Below are 17,626 nucleotides of genomic sequence, written 5' to 3'. Positions count from 1 at the left end.
GTCAACTTAACGTTAAACCCGCAGTCCGGCAGGGACTTAAGTCCCTGCCTCAAAGCTAAAGTCCTCTTAAGAGGACTGAGAAAAAGACTTGTAAACTCATTAGTCCTCTTCAGAGGACTTTAGCTATTAGACAGGGACTTAAGTCCCTGGCAGCTTTCGGCTTAAGTTGACACTAATAGGCTATGCCGTCTCCCTACCGCCCTTAAAAGCGTCAAACCCTCCCTCTTCCCCTGCGGCAAAATGAACTCCAAAAAAATTTTTGTGACGGGTGCAAGTGGCTGTATCGGTCACTACATGGCCGAAACTTTGATTCAAGAGACAAACCACGAACTTTACCTCTTAGTTCGCAACCCGGAAAAATTAAAATTTGACTGGAAAGCCCGCCCCGGCATCCATATAATACAAGGCGATATGCGAGATATCGATCAACACGCCGAACTTCTCCAAACAATTAATGTGGCAATTTTAGCTGCCACTGCTTGGGGAGGAACTCAAGAAGTGTTTGACGTTAACGTAACCAAAACTCTCCGCTTAATTCAACTACTTTCGCCACAGACTTGCCAACAAGTAATTTATTTTTCAACAGCCAGTATTCTCGGTAGAGACAACAATTTGCTCAAAGAAGCCGGGGAACTGGGGACAGATTATATTAGCTCAAAATACAACTGCATGGTGCATTTATCAGCCTTGACAAATGTGCCTCCGATTACGGCACTTTACCCGACATTAGTATTGGGAGGAGACCCTGAAAAACCAGTCTCTCACTTGTCATCTGGCCTACCACTTGTCGCCAAATGGATTGGTTTGATTCGCTGGTTTAAGGCAGATGGCAGTTTTCACTTCATCCACGGTGCAGATATTGCCAAAGTAGTTAATTATTTAGTTGAACATCCACCTGCTTCCGAAGAACCGCGACATTTTGTGCTAGGAAATCCGGCGATTACAGCTAATGAAGTGGTAGAACAAGCTTGCCAGTATTTGAATAAAAAGATATTTTTTCGGATTACTCTGTCACCTTGGCTGGCTGATTTCTTTATTTGGCTGTTCCGAATTCAAGTGGCTGCTTGGGATAGATTTTGCATCAGCTACCGCCATTTTACCTATCAAAATCTTGTGAATCCCGAAAGCATAGGAATGCCGAGTTACTGCGGCACAGTTGCCGATATGTTAAGAACTACCGGGATTCCTGGCAAAGATTCAAATTAGAAGGAAAAGGGAACAGGGAAGAGGGAATGTGTATCTTACGAGATATATGTAGGGTGCGCCGAGGCGCATCTTACGAATAAGGTAAGTTTTTCCAGTTCTTTTTTGCCTTAATCCTATGCTTTTTAAATGCGATTATCGTCAATTAAGGGTCAAATACGATAAGATATCAGCATTTGCAAACTTTAACAGGGAACTGCAAGCTAAAAATTGCGCTCATTGTGTGTGGCTTAGGGGGTGTGACCCATCGCCAGATATTCGATCGAGTGCAAGATCGTAATTTTAGCCTTAACATGAAGTCTTGAGAGTCGATCAAACTCTCAAACACGCCAGCCCGATCGCAAGTTGTTTACTGATGTGAGGTTTAACATATAATGCGAGTTCTTCTAGTTTACCCGCTGTTTCCGAAAACATTTTGGTCTTACGAGAAAATCCTAGAATTAGTCGATCGTAAAGTTCTCCTGCCACCGCTGGGTTTGGTAACTGTAGCAGCTATTTTACCCCAAGAATGGGAATTTAAGTTAGTCGATCGCAATATCAGACAAATCACCGAAGCAGAATGGGAATGGGCAGAGCTCGTTATTCTGTCTGCAATGATTGTTCAAAAAGAAGATTTGCTAGACATCATTCGCGAAGCAAAACGGCGCGGTAAATCCGTAGCTTGCGGCGGCCCTTACCCCACTTCCGTACCCGAAGAACCTCAAGCAGCGGGCATAGATTACCTGATTCTAGACGAAGGCGAAATCACCTTGCCGATGTTCGTCGAAGCAATAGCGCGCGGCGAAAAAAGCGGAATTTATCGATCGGATGGCGTAAAACCCGATGTTACGACAACTCCTGTCCCCCGCTTCGATTTGCTGGAATTAGATGCCTACGATTCGATGTCGATTCAATTTTCCCGAGGTTGTCCCTTCCAGTGCGAATTCTGCGACATCATCGTCCTCTACGGCCGCAAACCCCGCACCAAAAACCCCCAACAATTGATAGCAGAATTAGACTATCTCTACAACTTGGGCTGGCGGCGCGGCGTGTTCATGGTAGACGACAATTTTATCGGCAACAAACGCAGCGTCAAACTGTTGCTAAAAGACTTACAAGTCTGGCAAGAAGAACACAAATTTCCGTTTACTTTCAACACAGAAGCCTCCATCGATTTAGCCCAAGACCAAGAATTGATGGATATGATGGTAGCGTGCAATTTTAATGCAGTATTTCTAGGGATTGAAACTCCCGACGAAGAAAGCCTGCAAATGACCAAAAAATTCCAAAATACCCGCAATTCTCTGATAGAATCCGTAGAGTTAATTGCCAAATCCGGTTTGCGAGTAATGGCCGGATTCATCATCGGATTTGACGGCGAAAAACCCGGTGCCGGCCAGCGGATTGTCCAGTTTGCCGAAGCAGCAGCAATTCCGAGCACAACCTTTGGAATGCTGCAAGCTTTGCCGCACACTGCATTGTCCCACAGACTAGCAAAAGAAGGGCGGTTGCGCGACAAATCTGGCAACCTCAACCAGACTACCTTGATGAACTTTATCCCGACGCGGCCTCTCGAAGATATTGCCCGCGAATATGTCGAGGCATTCTGCGAAGTGTACGATGCTGAGAAATATTTAGACCGGACTTATCGCCATTTCTTAATGTTGGGTGCACCTACAGCAAAGATACCTGCGAGAGTTCCCAGTTGGATCGATTTGCGAGCACTGTTAACTGTGGTTTGGCGGCAGGGAGTCAAGCGCAAAACTCGCTGGAAGTTTTGGCATCATTTGTTCAGCATTCTCAAGCGCAATCCTGCGGTTTGGGATCATTATTTAACAGTGTGTGCTCACAACGAGCATTTCCTGGAATACCGCCAGATTGTGCGGGATGAAATCGAAGCTCAATTAGCCGAGTTTTTGGCTAATGAGTCTCAAACCGTCTATCAAGAACCTGTTGCTGTTGAGGAAAAGCAAGTGCAAGCGGTTTAGGGTTGAAGAATTCAACCGCAGATGAACGCAGACAAACGCAGATGAATGTAAGATTGTCTGCGTTTATTTTGTTTTTAATCTGGGTTTATTTTGTTTTTAATCTGGGTTCCAGGTTCGGGCTGGAAATGTCATATCCTGCCGCTATGCCACCTTTTGAGAGCAGGCGAGAGAGCCTCCCGAGGGATTCCCAGTTTCTGACAGAAAACTTGAAATACTACTATTGGCTGTAGCAGTTATTTCGGCAGATAGAGGCGCGATCGCCCGCAACTATGAAAATCTAATTACAAGCTCAAAAATATCAAAATAGCGATCGCCCTCAACCCGCCATGTTAGGAACAAATCAACTCAGAACAGCCGCTCTCTTAGGACTCCTAAGCGGTCTTCTCGTTTTAGGAAGTTATTATTTAATCGGCAACGAGCAAGGACTTTACATCGGTTTAGTGCTAGCAGCCTTCTCAAGTTTTAGCTCTTGGTACTATTCCGACACCGCCGCGTTAATGGCTTACCGCGCTCAGCCGATCGCCCGCAGCGAAGCTCCCGAACTCTACGATATGGTAGCATCGCTAAGCGAAAAAGCCCAAATTCCGGTGCCTAAAATATTTCTAGTTCCCACTCAATCTCCGAACGCATTCGCCACAGGAAGAGACCCGGAACACGCGACAATAGCAGTTACTGAAGGCATCATCAAGCTGCTTTCCCGCGAAGAATTAGAAGGGGTTTTAGCGCACGAACTTACTCACATCCGCAACCGCGACACCCTCACTCAAGCAGTTGCAGGCACAATTGCCGGTGCAATTACGTTTGTCGGGCGAATTCTGACTTTTGGAGCGCTTTACGGCCCGGTAACGCGGGACAGCAGACAAGGCGCGAATCCGTTTGGTTTGCTGTTTTTAATCATTTTAGCGCCACTATCAGCAACCGTAATTCAATTGGCGATTTCTCGGACGAGGGAATTTGCAGCCGACAGCGGTGCGGTGGAAATTACCAATAACCCGATCGGCTTAGCAAACGCCCTGCAGAAATTAGAGAAACTGGGTCATGAAATTCCCATGCACGGCAATCCTGCAATGTCGCCGCTGCTGATTGTGAATCCTTTTTCGACTAAAGGTTTGCAGTCACTTTTCCGCACTCACCCGCCGACAGAGGATCGCATTCAACGCCTTTTGGAAATCGCGCAGCAGCAGCAGCAAGGTACTCCAGTTATGGCCTACGTGCCCGGAATTTGATCGGTAGAAAATGCAGCAACAATATTTAGAAACCCGGTGTTTTGAAGCAGCCGGGTTTCTGTATGTTTATTGGGTTTTTGGTTATTAATTAGGTAGGGGCGATCGCTAGTATAAAACTTTTGCCTTCTTCATGACCAAACTCGCTGAATTGGATAAGCATCAAAAGCCTCATGGCGACCAATCAAAACCAGCGAATGATTCATGGTCTGTGCTACCAGAATGCGATCGAAGGGATCTCGATGATGCAGAGGAAGACCTGCATAAATCTCCGTGTCTTAAAGTGTAATTGGTAGAATTTGAGCGTTAATGTATTGCAATTCCTTCGGCAGGTCTTCAACTGGTCGATTCAGTTGAAGCTTACCGACATTAATTTGAATAGAGATTTCCCACAGGCTGGCAATACTAAAATATAAACCTGTTTTAGTATCGATCGCTTCTTTTGCTTTAGTACCTAGATTGGAATCGCCAAGCAAATACCACAGAAAGGCATGAGTATCTAAAAGGGATTCCATGTTACATATATTCCTTTAGATCGTCCAGCGGTTCATCGAAATCATCAGACATAACGATCTGACCGGCCCAACTACCATAACCATGAGGTTGTTCAAGTTGTTCGGGAGATGTTTCTGTTTTGGCGTGTTTTTCAAGTAGATATTTTGCATAATGCAATATCTCTTGTTTGAGAGATTCTGGCATCTTGACGACAGTTTGAAAAATCTGTAGCTCGATAGTGATGATTTCTGTACAATTTTTACTATGTCATATTCACCAATTATACTGTAATGGCAGTCAGAAGGTATTTGGTGCGAAGGGAGAGCGCCCTGTGATTGCTCTCCCTTAATACGATTACTTGCGATCGCACAAACGCGGGTTTGTCCGTTTGCCGTTGTCTGTTTCAGTCGGCTCATCGTGGAGTGCGATCGCAAAACGCAGATGATTTGGAATCATCTGCGTTCATCTGCGGTTTAATTAAACCCTATTAACCTCAAGCCGTAACCTTATCTAAAGCCCGCACTTGATGGAGAAATTCGCGAAGTGCATCGCCTTCCACCACTTCAGTTTCCAACAGCTTCTGCGTAATTGTTTCCAACAATTCCCGATTTGCTTTCAGAATATCCACAGCTTGTTGGTGTGCAGTTTCGACAATTTCCTTCACTTCTTGGTCGATCGCCTCCGCAGTTTGAGCACTGACAGCGCGGCGGGCATTTCCCATACCGTCGTTGAGGAACATTGCTTGCTGGCCTCGATCGTAAGCTAGAGGCCCCAAAACCTTACTCATCCCGTAAGTTGTCACCATCCGTTCAGCTAAATCCGTCGCCCTTTGCAAGTCGTTGGAAGCGCCAGTAGTAATGCTACCAAACACCACTTCCTCAGCCGATCGCCCGCCCAGCAGTGTAGCAATTTGACCCCGCAATTCCGATTCATCCAACAAGAAACGGTCTTCCGTCGGTACTTGCAACGTGTAACCCAGTGCAGCCATACCGCGCGGGACGATCGAGATTTTTGACACTTCGCCGCCGCCAGTCATCGCAGCACCCACCATCGCGTGCCCGACTTCGTGGTAAGCCACAATCTTTTTCTCTTTTTCGTTGAGCACCCGGCTTTTCTTTTCCAAGCCAGCGACAACGCGCTCAAACGCCTCATAAAAGTCTTCCTGAGCTACAGTTAGGCGCTTGTTGCGAGCAGCTAGCAAGGCAGCTTCATTGACCAAATTTGCCAAATCTGCGCCCGAAAAACCGGGGGTGCGAGTGGCGACCGCCTTCAAGTCAATATCCGGGCCCAACTTCACTTTTTGAGAGTGAATGTTCAAAATTGCTTCGCGGCCGGATAAATCCGGGCGATCCACTAAAACTTGGCGATCGAAACGACCAGGGCGCAACAAAGCAGCATCCAAACTTTCCGGGCGGTTAGTTGCAGCCAGCACAATTACCGTAGTATTGCCCGCCGCAAAACCATCCATTTCAGTTAATAATTGATTGAGAGTTTGTTCGCGTTCGTCATTCCCACCGAAGCTAGCGTTACTGCTACGAGATTTGCCGATCGCGTCCAATTCATCAATGAAAATAATACAAGGAGCCTGTTTCTTAGCCTGCTCGAATAAATCTCTAACTCTTGCAGAACCAACACCTACAAACAGTTCCACAAACTCCGAACCCGATATGCTAAAAAACGGCACGCCAGCTTCACCAGCCACTGCTTTTGCTAGCAGCGTTTTGCCAGTTCCCGGAGGCCCGACTAACAGCACGCCTTTCGGAATTCGCGCGCCAATTGCCGTAAATCTGTCAGGGGTTTTCAAAAATTCAACAACTTCGACTAATTCAGTTTTAGCCTCTTCTACTCCAGCCACATCAGCAAAAGTAATTTTAGCCGATTCGCCTTCTACATAGACCTTAGCCTTGCTTTTGCCGAGCGACAGCGCACCCTGCGGTCCGCCACCCTGTCTGTTCATAAAAAATTGAAAAATCGCCACAAAAATCAGCGGCGGAACCACCCAGCTTAAAACACTCCCGATCCAGCCATTTTTAGCCGGCGGAGTTGCCGCAAATTCAACGCCTTTTTCTTGCAAAAGTTTAGGCAGTTCCAGGTCAAAAATTGGAGTAGTTGACAGCACTTGACCGGGTTTGTCACCCTCGCCTTTGAGTTGGTAGCGAATTTCATTTTGGCCTACCGAAGCTCGGACTACATCTTGTTCTTGTACTTGATGGACGAACAAGCTGTAAGGCACTTGCGGAATTTGGGGACCGAACAAATTCGGTAAAAAGATGTTTGCCAGCAGAAACAAACTTGAGAGCAATAACAAGACATTGCTAATTTGTCGAAAACGAGGTGCTTGGGGCTGGTCTTTAATGGCCATTGATAACTGTCATCCTTTGATTTAACGCTGTTTTATTCATCTATTTTCTCATCAAATACCCACACACTGTTAAGCGGATTTCCTCACTTTTTCGGGTGGGTTAACCCGCTAGCACGGATTTGCTATTATTAACAATGTTTTTTTTAACGAACCGCGAAGACGCTAAGGACACAAAGGGAGAGAAGAGAAGAGGGTTATAGTCTGTAGGGTGCGCCCAACCACACCGAATATTTATGCAGCTTCTGGGTTTAATTGAATCATTTCCCAAGTAGTATAAGTGCCGATCGCACCCCAAATCGCGTAAGGCAAAAGTAACAAAGCGGCGGTTTGAGAAATCGGCAAAACAGCCAACGCCAGCACAACTCCCAAAATCTCGCCAGCCCCTCCCAAAATTGTTCCTACTTTGAGACTTTTGGCTCTGAGAGTAGCAGGAATATAAGCAACTGTGACAATTTCTAAAAGCAAGTACAAAGCCATCAACAGCCATGTTTTAATGCTCCCTGGTTCCTGTTCCCACACGAAAGTAGCGCTGCCGGCCCCGCAAGCAAAAATTACCGTCCAAATTAACGGAATTGCAGGCTCAAAAAACATCCACTCCGGTCTTTCAAGTTTGACTGCCCAGTTAATATCGCGCAGTTTAAAAAACAGAGTGCCCATGGCGACTGAGAAAGTCACGCCGCCGATAATCATCCAAGATTGAATCATGGTTTTCAACTTTCCAATTGCTCGATCGCTCATTAAGTCGATCGTGCCAACTCCCAGCCGAACTTAGATCCGCCTTTAGTAATAACTTTTGTAAAGCCCTATGCAATTATTGCTAACCGCCCGACACATTCTTAGCAAACTCTTCGCGTCCAGACACCAAATTAGCTGGAACGCCGTTAGGGTAATTTTGCGCGATTAAAGCTTGCAACTTTTGAACTCGGTTTTCAGGGTTTGGGTGAGAACTCAAAAACTCCGGCGGCGCTTCGCCCTTCCTAGCAGCACCGAGGATTTGCATTACCTCAACAATACCTCTAGGATCGTAACCCGCCTCCGTCATAAACCGAAAACCGAGCCGATCGCTCTCAAGTTCGTCAGACCTACCGTACCGCAAACCGACAACTTGATTGACAGCTTGAGCAATTAATGCTGCTTGCTGACCCCCACCGCGATCGTCGCTAGTAGCCACCCCAACCGCCGTTACCAAAGCCCTGCCCAACTGCTGTTTTGCCAAGTGTTCAGCACCGTGGCGGGCGACAACGTGACCGCTTTCGTGCCCTAGTATAGCGGCCAACTGAGCCTCGGAATTTAGCCGGCGCAGCAGCCCCGCAGTAATGAAAACTTGTCCCCCCGGTAAAGCAAAAGCATTGACAGTTTGGGCATCTCGCAGCAGGTGGAATTCAAACGGATAACCTGCTTGTTTCGCCGCCGAACCGTTGACAACTCGTGCTCCTACTTGATCGATATACTGCTGAATACTTTGGCTGGGATAAAGCCCCCCGTGCTTGGCTGCCATTTGATCTCGCGCCTGCAATCCCAAAACTATCTCCTGGCGGGGAGAAAGCTGCACCCGCTGTCTCTCTCCTGTTACGGGATTTTGTACGTCGTTTGTAAAATAGGTAATTGCCCCAAAAAATGCCATTAATAGTCCGATCGCGGCTCGAAATAAAAATTTGTTCACAGGCTTTTACCTAAAAAGTTTCGCGATTAGACTACTACACTGACAGCTACCTCCACATCTGCCTGAAGTATCAAAAATGGAAAGTTGTTAGAGTTTTTTGGAATATTTTGCGAGCAAGGCTTTTTTTAAGAACCGGGAAGGCGCAAAGAACACGCAGGAAGAGAAGAAGAGAAGAAAATAATAGAAGAAGGTTATAGTTATTAAATCGGTTAAATCTGTTGAATCTATTACACAATCCGTTGCCGAACTTCCTTCGCAATATGTTTCAAGCTACCCGACGCCGCCTCGCTATTTGGTACACTGCCGTTACTGCTGTATTGTTACTTGTATTTGCCACGGGTTTCTATTTCTACGTCCGCACTACTTTGATCGATCGCATTGATGACACCCTCAATCATGTTGTAGAAGTAATAGAGCGAACTCTCGTTATCGAACCGCTAAGTTTGCCTAATACCCACGATAAAAAAAATAAATTGCAAGTTAATATTCAAGCCAGTTTTCGAGATAGCACCGATGCTGTAGAAGACGACCACATTGATTTAGAATGGTTCAGTCCTACGGGCGAATTGCTGTGGTCTACTTTATCGGAACCCCTGAATATTCCCATTCATGCTAACCGCACCGGCGAAACAGTTTGGATAATTAATAATAAGTTGCAGTTTGAGGGTACAAATCAGGTAGAAAAAAGTTTGGCAACAGGCCATGTACGGGATGTCACGGATTTAATGGGTAGAGGGAAGAGGGATTTAACCGCAGAGACGCAGAGGGCGCAGAGGGAAGAAAGAAGAGATTTTGATGGCGGTTTGAATGCAGGTGGGCAGGAAAATCTAAATTTAGGTAGTGAAAAGTCTATTGCACAAAATACAAATCGCGTTTCTACCAAACCAATTAGCATTCGGACAACTCAAAACTATTCCCTCAGACAAGTAACGCAGCGAGTACAAATCGGCCGCCAAGTTCTGGGATATTTGCGAGTTAGCCATCCTTGGTTTGAAGTGACAAAACCCATCCGCCAATTAATTCTCGATTTGATTTTGGGCGCGAGTTTAACTCTAATTTGCGTGGCGACTATTGGCTGGCTGCTGTCGGGATTGGCTATGAAACCTGTGCGGGAATCTTATCAGCGTCTCAAACAGTTTACTGCTGATGCTTCTCACGAACTCAGAAATCCGATCGCCACTATTCAAACTAACGTCCAAGTAGCTTTGGCGGAACCGGATATCGAACCGCAGCAGCATCAACAGCTACAAGTTATCGAACGCCTTACCCGCCGTTTGGGGCGCTTGGTTGACGATTTGCTATTTTTAGCCAGACAAGATAGCGGCATCGTGCAGCAGCAGTGGATTGAGGTTCCTCTCGATGCTTTGCTGATGGAAGTAATTGAAGAACAACAGGCGATCGCCACAACCCAAAATCTCTCTCTTTCTTTGGAAATTGTCGATCTGCCCAACGCTGAGGACAACTTTACACTGTTGGGCGACTGGGATCAACTAGCCCGACTGTTTACCAATCTCGTCAGCAACGCCGTGCAGTACACGCCCTCTGGCGGTCAAATTGAAGTAGAATTGCAACTCGCAGGTAAACACAAAAGAAATTCGCCGATCTTAAATCCAGCGCTGCAAATAAAAGTAACAGACACCGGCATCGGAATTTCCGCAGAAGCACTGCCGCATTTGTTCGATCGATTCTACCGCGCAGATCCAGCCCGAACCCACCGCAGCGCCGCTGGTTCCGGTTTGGGGTTAGCCATCGCCAAGGCAATTGTCGAAAATCACCGTGGCCAAATCCGCATTGACAGCCAAGTCGATCGAGGTACAGCCGTTACCGTCACCCTCCCCGCCCACAAATCCGAAGCATCTCGCGTCTAAAAATTCCCTCTTCCTCTCTTCCTCTGCGCCCTCAGCGCCCTCTGCGGTTAATAAAAAAACAGGACTTAAGCAGAAACGATGAAAAATAGACCCGGAGATTGCTTCGTTTTTTTCTTCGGACACAAATCCGCCTTTAAACTTCCTCTCTTCCCCTCTTCCTGTACGCCCTCGAAAGATTAATCACAAAATCTACCCCTCAAGCCTGATTCTTTCTACCTTGGGCCCAAACCAAGCTATTAAAATTCAATTCCCGCATAGATTAACATGAACTTTGTTGGAAAACCTCGATCAAACTTGTGAGGAGTTATTTATGTTTCGCCACAATCTACCGTTAAAAAAAATCAGCTTGCTAGCAGCCACCTGCGGAGGTTTACTCGTTAGTCTCGCAACACTTTCCCAAGCCGGCGGCCCCCCGCCCCAACAAGGAAAACCCGTTTCCCAACCCGCAGAGACTCCCGCAGCCACTGAAGAGCCCGTCAGCGAACCAACTCCGGCTGCGAGTCCGGGCCTCAGCGGGATGCCCTCTACACCAACAGACGCGCCTGCCCGCTTCCCCATGCCCAGTGCGCGAGTTACGCCTGCCGAAGGCATGATAGTAATTAAACTGGTGAATACCACCAATGCTGTCATCAATTATCAAATCGTAGGCGTGACCCAGCCGCGCACTCTGGGCGAACAATCTGAAATTTTGCTTCAAGCCCTCAAAGTGCCAATCACCCTCACTTATCAGCGCCCAGACGGCGGATTGGTGCTAGTTCGCCCCCAAGCAACCGCGATGCCGGGAATGTTGCAAGTCAGTTTCGGCGCGACAACTGAGTTGGACGCTGATACAAAATCGCTGCAAATTCAGGAAGATGGCAAGGTAATTTTGAATTAGTTTAACTGTTGACTGTTGACTGTTACCATTCGTGTCAACTTAAGACTCAAATCCATAATAAATATCGTTTATAGTTTAGTTGCGATCCCCCCTAACCCCTCTTAATAAGGGGGGGGGGGACAAGACTATTCTTACCTCCCATCTAACTCCCATTAATAAAGGGGAAAGAGCCTTCAAAGTCCCGCTTCTTAAGGGGGATTTAGGGGTATCGAAACTTCGATACAAACGAGATATACACAGGGTTTTAGTATTATGTTGACACCGATGGGCTGTTACTAATTCCCAATTTCCAATTCCAAATTCCCAGTCAACCGTCACTCGCCGAGTAACAAAGGAGGTAACTTAGTAAAAGGTAAATCCTCGTTTACTGCATCAATTTCTTGCTGTTCTCTTTCGTTAATTTGACCGATATAAGACTTGAGAATTTGGGCCAGACGGTTGTTATAAAATCGGTGCAAACTATAATTTGGCGTAGCTGGAAAGCCGCGCCGTTTTTTGTGCCGCCCGCCGGCACCCGGATCGAAGCTTTGGATGCCCCGATCGATCGCCCATTCGATCGGCGTATAGTAACAAGCATCGAAGTGCAAGCAGTCGATTTCCTGCAAACTTCCCCAATAACGCCCGTACAGTCGATCGCCCTTATACAAACAAAAAGACATACCCACAGGCTGTCTGTCATCTTCCTTGTCGTAGGCGGCTACAAATAAAACTCGATCGCGATAATTGTGGTGCAACTGTTCAAAAAATCGCTTAGTCAGATACTTGCTTCCCCACCAACCAAATTTGTCGCAAGTATTCTCATAAAAAGCATACATTTGAGCAAACATGGCTTGGGGAATTTCATCGCCCGTCAGCGTTTTTATCAACAAACCAGCTTGATCGACTGCTTTGCGTTCGCGTTTGATATTGCGGCGCTGGTTGGCATTAAATGCGCCTAAATAATTGTCAAAATTTTGATAGCCTTGATTTTGCCAAATATAACTGTGGTGCAGCCAACTGCTGAAACCGTGGCGTTCCATGCGCTGCCGCCATTCAGGATCTACATAAAGGAAATTGCAGCCGGAGATATTGTGGCGATCGCAAAAATGGTCGATTGCGCTTACCATTACTCCCGTTAACTCGTCTTCATCTTCTCCCTCGGCAATCAAAAACCGATAGCCTTCAGCCGGAGTAAAGGGCGTCATTCCCATCAATTTGGGATAATAGTGAACACCCAAACGTTGGGCTAAATCCGCCCACTGATTATCGAATACAAATTCCCCGTAACTGTGACTTTTGACATAAAGTGGCGCGCAAGCAATCAACTGTTTGTCTCGCCAGACTGTTAAGTGATGCGGTAGCCAACCGGTTTTACCTGTCGCACTTCCCGAGACTTCGAGATTGTTAAGCCAATCCCATTCCAGAAATGGAGTTTTTAGTGGCATCGCCAGGGCATCCCACGACGCTTGCGGGATTTCGCCTATTTTGCTAATCCAGGCTACAGAATATTCAGGTTTTGGCTGTTTCAGCATAGGGAGATTTGAGCGTAGAGCGATCGAACTTCATTTAAGTTAATATAATTTCCCCTGTTCGACACTTCTTACCAGGCTCTTCCTGGTAACGCAGATCCAGAGTTCGAGCCTCGATTTTCCTTGCGCTTGCGAGGCAGAGCCTCGCTTACATGGGTTTCCAGGCAGAGCCGGGGAACCCGTTACAAATGCGCGACTATCGATCGACCCGATAATGCAAAAATACCTCTTGTCCCACCTGTTTAACCGTCAAAAGCTCCAATTTCGGAGCTAAATCTGCCAAAAAACCCTCTCCCTCCACTGGTGTCGGTGCATGCGCCCCGCCCAAAATTAACGGACACACCGTCAGCCAAAGTTCGTCTACCAAGCCTGCAGCCAGCACAGAGGCTACCAATTTTCCCCCGCCCAGAATCGCCAAGCGTTTGATATCGAAGCTTGCTAGCTGTTGAAACGCATCAATCCAATCAATCTCTCCACCTCTGGTTTTCGCATAGATAATTCGATCAAACTTACTGTTTGTCATCGGGTAGGGAGATGGCAATGCCGTTTCCCTACTGTCTTGCCCCGTCAGCAGCCAGCGAGGTACCGGTTGCTGGAAAAATCGCAAGTTTGGGTCAAATTGGGACGATCGCGAACACACAATTTGCACCGGTTGTGGGAGCTTCCCTTGCAGTTCCCTCTGTTTGAGCAATTCCGGCGAAATCACTCTCATCGTCGTCCCATAAGCCTGTAACGTGCCGTTGCCGAACAAAACCGCGTCGCTTGCTGCTACTTGCTGTTCGAGGTGGGCTTTGTCGTTGGCAGAACCGAATCTCGCGGGCGATCGTAGTGCATCTGCTATTTTACCGTCAGCGCTGATCGCGAGTATTACTGTTGCGTGAGGTTCAGTCATTACTTATCAGAATTTCGCAGAACTTTTAACTGTAGCAATTCACAACTATTTGTAAAGTTTTTTTTTCAACTCGCTCGCACTGCTTTTATTTGACGGATAATGTGAGTTTATTTATTTTGCAACGGTAGCGATCGCCCTACCAAAGTATTTACTTTTCTTTACAAACAGCAGACAAAAAACGGCGCGGGAGGTAAAAAATTCGTTGCAGACTTTAAATGCGCCGCGCGATCGACTAGAGTAAAAAAAATGGCTTGATCCGTTTATTCATCGCAAAGGAAAAAAAGCTCATGGTTCAACGCGGTTCAACAGTCCGGATTCTCCGCAAAGAATCCTACTGGTATCAAGAAGTGGGCACCGTTGCTACGGTAGACCAAAGCGGCATTAAATACCCAGTTATCGTTCGCTTTAACACCGTAAATTATGCAGGCGTCAACACCAACAACTACGCCGAAAGCGAATTAGTGGAAGTGGCAGCACCCAAAGCAAAAGCGAAAACAGCGACTGCTGTAGCTTCCGGCGGCAAACAAACCACGCTCGACGAGAAAACTCGGAAAACCGGCAGCGGAGGAGCCCCCTCGCAGCCGAAAACTTCGACGGACAGCAAACCCGGCGCCGAAGTGCCCGGCACCGTCGAAGGTTCGCCTCAGGGTCAAGGAACAGAACAGCGCTAATTGTGCCAGAACTGCCAGAAGTTGAAACTATTTGCCGGGGTTTGAATCAAGCAACCCTCGATCGAGAAATTTTGGACGGGGACGTGTTGCTAAACAGCACGATCGCCCGCTCAATCTCTGCGACCGATTTTTTGACGAAACTCAAAGGAAAGTCGATCGCCCGCTGGTACAGACGCGGCAAATACCTCCTGGCAGAACTATCTCAATTCCCAGAAGGAGAAAGAGAGAAAGGGAAAGGGGGAGAATTTAGGGATCAAACTCCAAGCTCTTCCCCTCTTCCTTCTTCCTTCCTCCTTCCTTCAAAAGCCGGCTGGTTGGGCGTTCACCTGCGGATGACTGGACAACTGCTGTGGGTGAACCGATCCGAACCCCTGCAAAAACACGCGCGAGTGCGGCTATTCTTTGAAGGAAACCAAGAATTGCGGTTTGTAGACCAGCGCACCTTCGGGCAAATGTGGTACGTGCCTGCAGAAACCGAGGTTTCCAGCACAGTCATCGGTCTGAAACTTTTAGGGCCCGAACCATTTTCCGAGGAGTTTACAACAGAATATTTGGCCCGCAAGCTGCACCGGCGGGCGCGACCCATAAAAACAGCTTTGCTAGACCAGGCACTGATAGCGGGTTTAGGCAATATTTACGCAGACGAAACTTTGTTTTTGTCGGGAGTGATGCCCACAACTCTGTGTGCGGATTTGACAGCAGAGCAAATTGGGCGCATCCATACAGCTATTATTCAAGTTTTACAGAAGGCGATCGAATCCGGGGGCACCACTTTTAGCAATTTTCTCAACGTCCAAGGTGTCAACGGCAACTACGGCGGCGTCGCTTGGGTGTACAATCGCGCCGGTCAACCCTGTCGCACTTGCTCCACAACCATCGAACGTATAAAATTAGCAGGGCGATCGACTCATTTTTGCCCCGCGTGTCAGCAATAAGCAGAAGGAAGTTCGGCAACGGATTCGCTTTCTTCGGATGTAACGGATGTCAGTCCGATGTCCGTCGGAAGAAGGAAGAAGGAAGAAGGCGGAGAGGAAAGAAGGAAGAAGGAAGAACTGATATCTTGTACCATTGTCAATAAGGCTGTCAGGGGCGGGCGGGACACCGAGCCCACAATAATATTGAACTATTGTGGAACAGGCCGGAAATCTTGTTAAGCGAGAATGATGCCAGATGTCAGAAGAAATAAGAAGTCCTTTCCCGCCAAATCTAGATTAAAATTTGTATAGTTTTTTAAACTAAACAAAGCAAGTTATGGCAATCAAAAAAGGCAGTATAGTTCGCGCTGTACGCGAAAAATTGGAAAACAGTCTAGAAGCCAAAGCCAGCGACCAGCGCTTTTCCTCGTATATATTTGAAACAAAGGGCGAAGTGATGGATGTTCGCGGCGACTATGCCTTCGTCAAATTTGGCAAAGTACCCACCCCGAATATTTGGCTGCGGGTAGACCAACTCGAAGATTTTAAGTAACTCACCAAAACTAAACATCACTGTTCTTAATGTAGCGAAGGGTGCGCGGTGTGCACCTTTCCGCAATTAAGCTGATTGCTAAAATCTAAAATCTAAAATCTAAAACCTAAAATCTAAAATCCAATGAATTCTCCATCAAACCGCGTATCAATTATTGGTGCAGGCAAAGTCGGCAGTACGTTAGCCCAGCGAATTGCTGAGAAAAATCTGGCAGATGTAGTATTGCTAGATATTGTGGAGGGTTGGCCGCAGGGCGTTGCTTTGGATTTGATGGAAGCTAGGGGAGTGGAACGCCACGATCGCCAAATTGTCGGTACAAATAATTATACAGATACGGCCAACTCAAATATCATCGTAATTGCCGCTGGAGTGCCACGCAAACCCGGTATCAATCGGGAAGATTTAATTAAAATCAATGCTCGAATTGTCACCGAAGCCTCAAAACAGGCGATCGAGCATTCTCCCGAAGCAATCTTAATCGTCATCACCAATCCCCTAGATATCATGACTTATTTAGCTTGGGAAGCTGCGGATTTGCCCAAACACCGAGTCATGGGGATGGGGGGAGTTCTCGACTCCGCCCGCTTTGAAACTTTTATTGCCATGGAATTGGGCGTTTCAATTGCTGAAATCAATGCAACTGTCATCGGTTCTCATGGCGATTTGATGGTTCCTTTGCCTCGCTATTCCACTGTCAACGGTATTCCCATCAATCAACTTATGGATGCTGGGGCGATCGATCGAATCGTACAGCGGACTCGCCACGGCGGCGCAGAAATTGTCGAATTGATGAAGATTAGTAGTGCTTATTTTGCACCCGCATCTTCTGCCTGTTTGATGGTGGAATCTATTTTATTTAATCAGTCGCGACTCTTGCCTTGCTGCGTTTATTTGCACGGCGAATACGGTGTGCAAGATATCTTTTTAGGAGTTCCCTGCCGCTTGGGATCTCAGGGAGTCGAACAAGTAGTCGAACTCGAACTCAGCGATACCGAAAGAGCAGCCTTTATCGATTCGGGCAAATTGGTTGCCGAAAATATTGAGGAAGCCAGGGCGATGCTGAAAACGGCTTCTTAAGCTTGTAGCAATTCGTTGATCACAGCAGTCTGCTGGCCACTTCAATATAATAATTTATATTGAGTATGAAAGTGCGATCGCTCTGTCGGAAGTTGCCTTATCGGATTTCAACCGCGCTTTGATTAATATTATTGATCGTGTTTGTTAGGCTATATTTCACAAGCCCAAAAATGGCAGCAAAGAACCGATCGATAAATATAAAATTTCCTCTCAAAAACTTGCTAAAAACGCAAAAACTGGCAAGCAAAAGCAGTTAAACTTGGTCGGCGCGAGAATACTCTCAGAGTTTCTCTAGAAATTAAAGCAAAAATCTGCCATATTTTCTTTACTACTAAACCAACAGCAGAAGCAGT

16 protein-coding genes are annotated in these 17,626 nt (G+C 46.9%); 9 read left to right on the top strand and 7 right to left on the bottom strand.

Going from position 1 to position 17,626, the window contains the following annotated elements; translation table 11 throughout:
* Positions 1–240: 240 nt before the first annotated feature.
* The 3 genes from QUB25_RS19605 (at position 241) to QUB25_RS19595 (ending at position 4,396) form a co-directional block, all read left to right on the top strand.
* Positions 241–1,206: an NAD(P)-dependent oxidoreductase gene (locus QUB25_RS19605; RefSeq protein WP_333185258.1), complete on the top strand. Its 966-nt coding sequence runs from the start codon at positions 241–243 to the stop codon at positions 1,204–1,206.
* Between the two features lie 371 nt (positions 1,207–1,577).
* Entirely contained in the window at positions 1,578–3,170 is a 1,593-nt protein-coding gene (locus QUB25_RS19600; protein WP_333039780.1) for a B12-binding domain-containing radical SAM protein, read from the top strand.
* A 326-nt stretch (positions 3,171–3,496) separates the two neighbouring features.
* Positions 3,497–4,396 carry a M48 family metalloprotease gene (locus QUB25_RS19595; RefSeq protein WP_333185256.1) on the top strand — a complete coding sequence of 300 codons (900 nt, stop codon included), beginning with the start codon at positions 3,497–3,499 and terminating at the stop codon, positions 4,394–4,396.
* A 275-nt stretch (positions 4,397–4,671) separates the two neighbouring features.
* Here QUB25_RS19595 and QUB25_RS19590 read toward each other — a convergent pair whose 3' ends face one another.
* The 5 genes from QUB25_RS19590 to QUB25_RS19570 form a co-directional block, all read right to left on the bottom strand.
* Entirely contained in the window at positions 4,672–4,908 is a 237-nt protein-coding gene (locus QUB25_RS19590; protein ID WP_333185254.1) for a type II toxin-antitoxin system VapC family toxin, read from the bottom strand.
* A 1-nt stretch (position 4,909) separates the two neighbouring features.
* Entirely contained in the window at positions 4,910–5,113 is a 204-nt protein-coding gene (gene vapB, locus QUB25_RS19585; protein WP_333185306.1) for a type II toxin-antitoxin system VapB family antitoxin, read from the bottom strand.
* A gap of 268 nt (positions 5,114–5,381) precedes the next feature.
* A complete protein-coding gene (ftsH4, locus tag QUB25_RS19580) occupies positions 5,382–7,250 on the bottom strand; it encodes an ATP-dependent zinc metalloprotease FtsH4 (RefSeq protein WP_333072710.1) in 1,869 nt (622 codons plus the stop codon).
* A 231-nt stretch (positions 7,251–7,481) separates the two neighbouring features.
* On the bottom strand, positions 7,482–7,955 hold the full coding sequence (locus tag QUB25_RS19575; protein ID WP_333185252.1) for a tryptophan-rich sensory protein: 474 nt from the start codon (positions 7,953–7,955) through the stop codon (positions 7,482–7,484).
* Positions 7,956–8,067: 112 nt separating this feature from the next.
* Positions 8,068–8,913: a M48 family metalloprotease gene (locus tag QUB25_RS19570; RefSeq protein WP_333185251.1), complete on the bottom strand. Its 846-nt coding sequence runs from the start codon at positions 8,911–8,913 to the stop codon at positions 8,068–8,070.
* 260 nt (positions 8,914–9,173) lie between these two features.
* On the opposite strand from QUB25_RS19570, the gene QUB25_RS19565 reads away from it, so the two are divergent.
* Together QUB25_RS19565 and QUB25_RS19560 are read left to right on the top strand one after the other, a co-directional pair.
* Entirely contained in the window at positions 9,174–10,781 is a 1,608-nt protein-coding gene (locus QUB25_RS19565) for a HAMP domain-containing sensor histidine kinase (protein ID WP_333185250.1), read from the top strand.
* 310 nt (positions 10,782–11,091) lie between these two features.
* Positions 11,092–11,658, top strand: a complete 567-nt coding sequence (locus tag QUB25_RS19560; RefSeq protein WP_333037677.1) for a hypothetical protein — start codon at positions 11,092–11,094, stop codon at positions 11,656–11,658.
* Positions 11,659–11,972: 314 nt separating this feature from the next.
* Here QUB25_RS19560 and QUB25_RS19555 read toward each other — a convergent pair whose 3' ends face one another.
* A complete protein-coding gene (locus tag QUB25_RS19555; protein WP_333185248.1) occupies positions 11,973–13,169 on the bottom strand; it encodes a GNAT family N-acetyltransferase in 1,197 nt (398 codons plus the stop codon).
* 193 nt (positions 13,170–13,362) lie between these two features.
* Positions 13,363–14,058, bottom strand: coding sequence for a RibD family protein (locus QUB25_RS19550; RefSeq protein WP_333185246.1), 696 nt, complete (start codon positions 14,056–14,058; stop codon positions 13,363–13,365).
* A gap of 287 nt (positions 14,059–14,345) precedes the next feature.
* Between QUB25_RS19550 and QUB25_RS19545 the strand changes: the two genes are divergently transcribed.
* The 4 genes from QUB25_RS19545 to mdh all read left to right on the top strand — a co-directional run bounded on the left by QUB25_RS19545 (position 14,346) and on the right by mdh (position 17,273).
* Positions 14,346–14,729: a photosystem I reaction center subunit IV gene (locus QUB25_RS19545; protein WP_333037683.1), complete on the top strand. Its 384-nt coding sequence runs from the start codon at positions 14,346–14,348 to the stop codon at positions 14,727–14,729.
* A gap of 2 nt (positions 14,730–14,731) precedes the next feature.
* Complete coding sequence (locus tag QUB25_RS19540) at positions 14,732–15,664, top strand: DNA-formamidopyrimidine glycosylase (protein WP_333185243.1); 933 nt, start codon at positions 14,732–14,734, stop codon at positions 15,662–15,664.
* Between the two features lie 316 nt (positions 15,665–15,980).
* Positions 15,981–16,196, top strand: a complete 216-nt coding sequence (locus tag QUB25_RS19535; RefSeq protein ID WP_015178120.1) for an NAD(P)H-quinone oxidoreductase subunit O — start codon at positions 15,981–15,983, stop codon at positions 16,194–16,196.
* Positions 16,197–16,319: 123 nt separating this feature from the next.
* Positions 16,320–17,273: a malate dehydrogenase gene (gene mdh, locus QUB25_RS19530; RefSeq protein ID WP_333185241.1), complete on the top strand. Its 954-nt coding sequence runs from the start codon at positions 16,320–16,322 to the stop codon at positions 17,271–17,273.
* The last annotated feature ends 353 nt before the right edge of the window (positions 17,274–17,626 follow it).

The organism is Microcoleus sp. B3-D7 (genome assembly GCF_036705305.1).
Lineage (GTDB): Bacteria > Cyanobacteriota > Cyanobacteriia > Cyanobacteriales > Microcoleaceae > Microcoleus.
The sequence above is the reverse complement of the archived record's forward strand: the minus strand, read 5'-3'. Positions and strand labels throughout refer to the sequence as shown.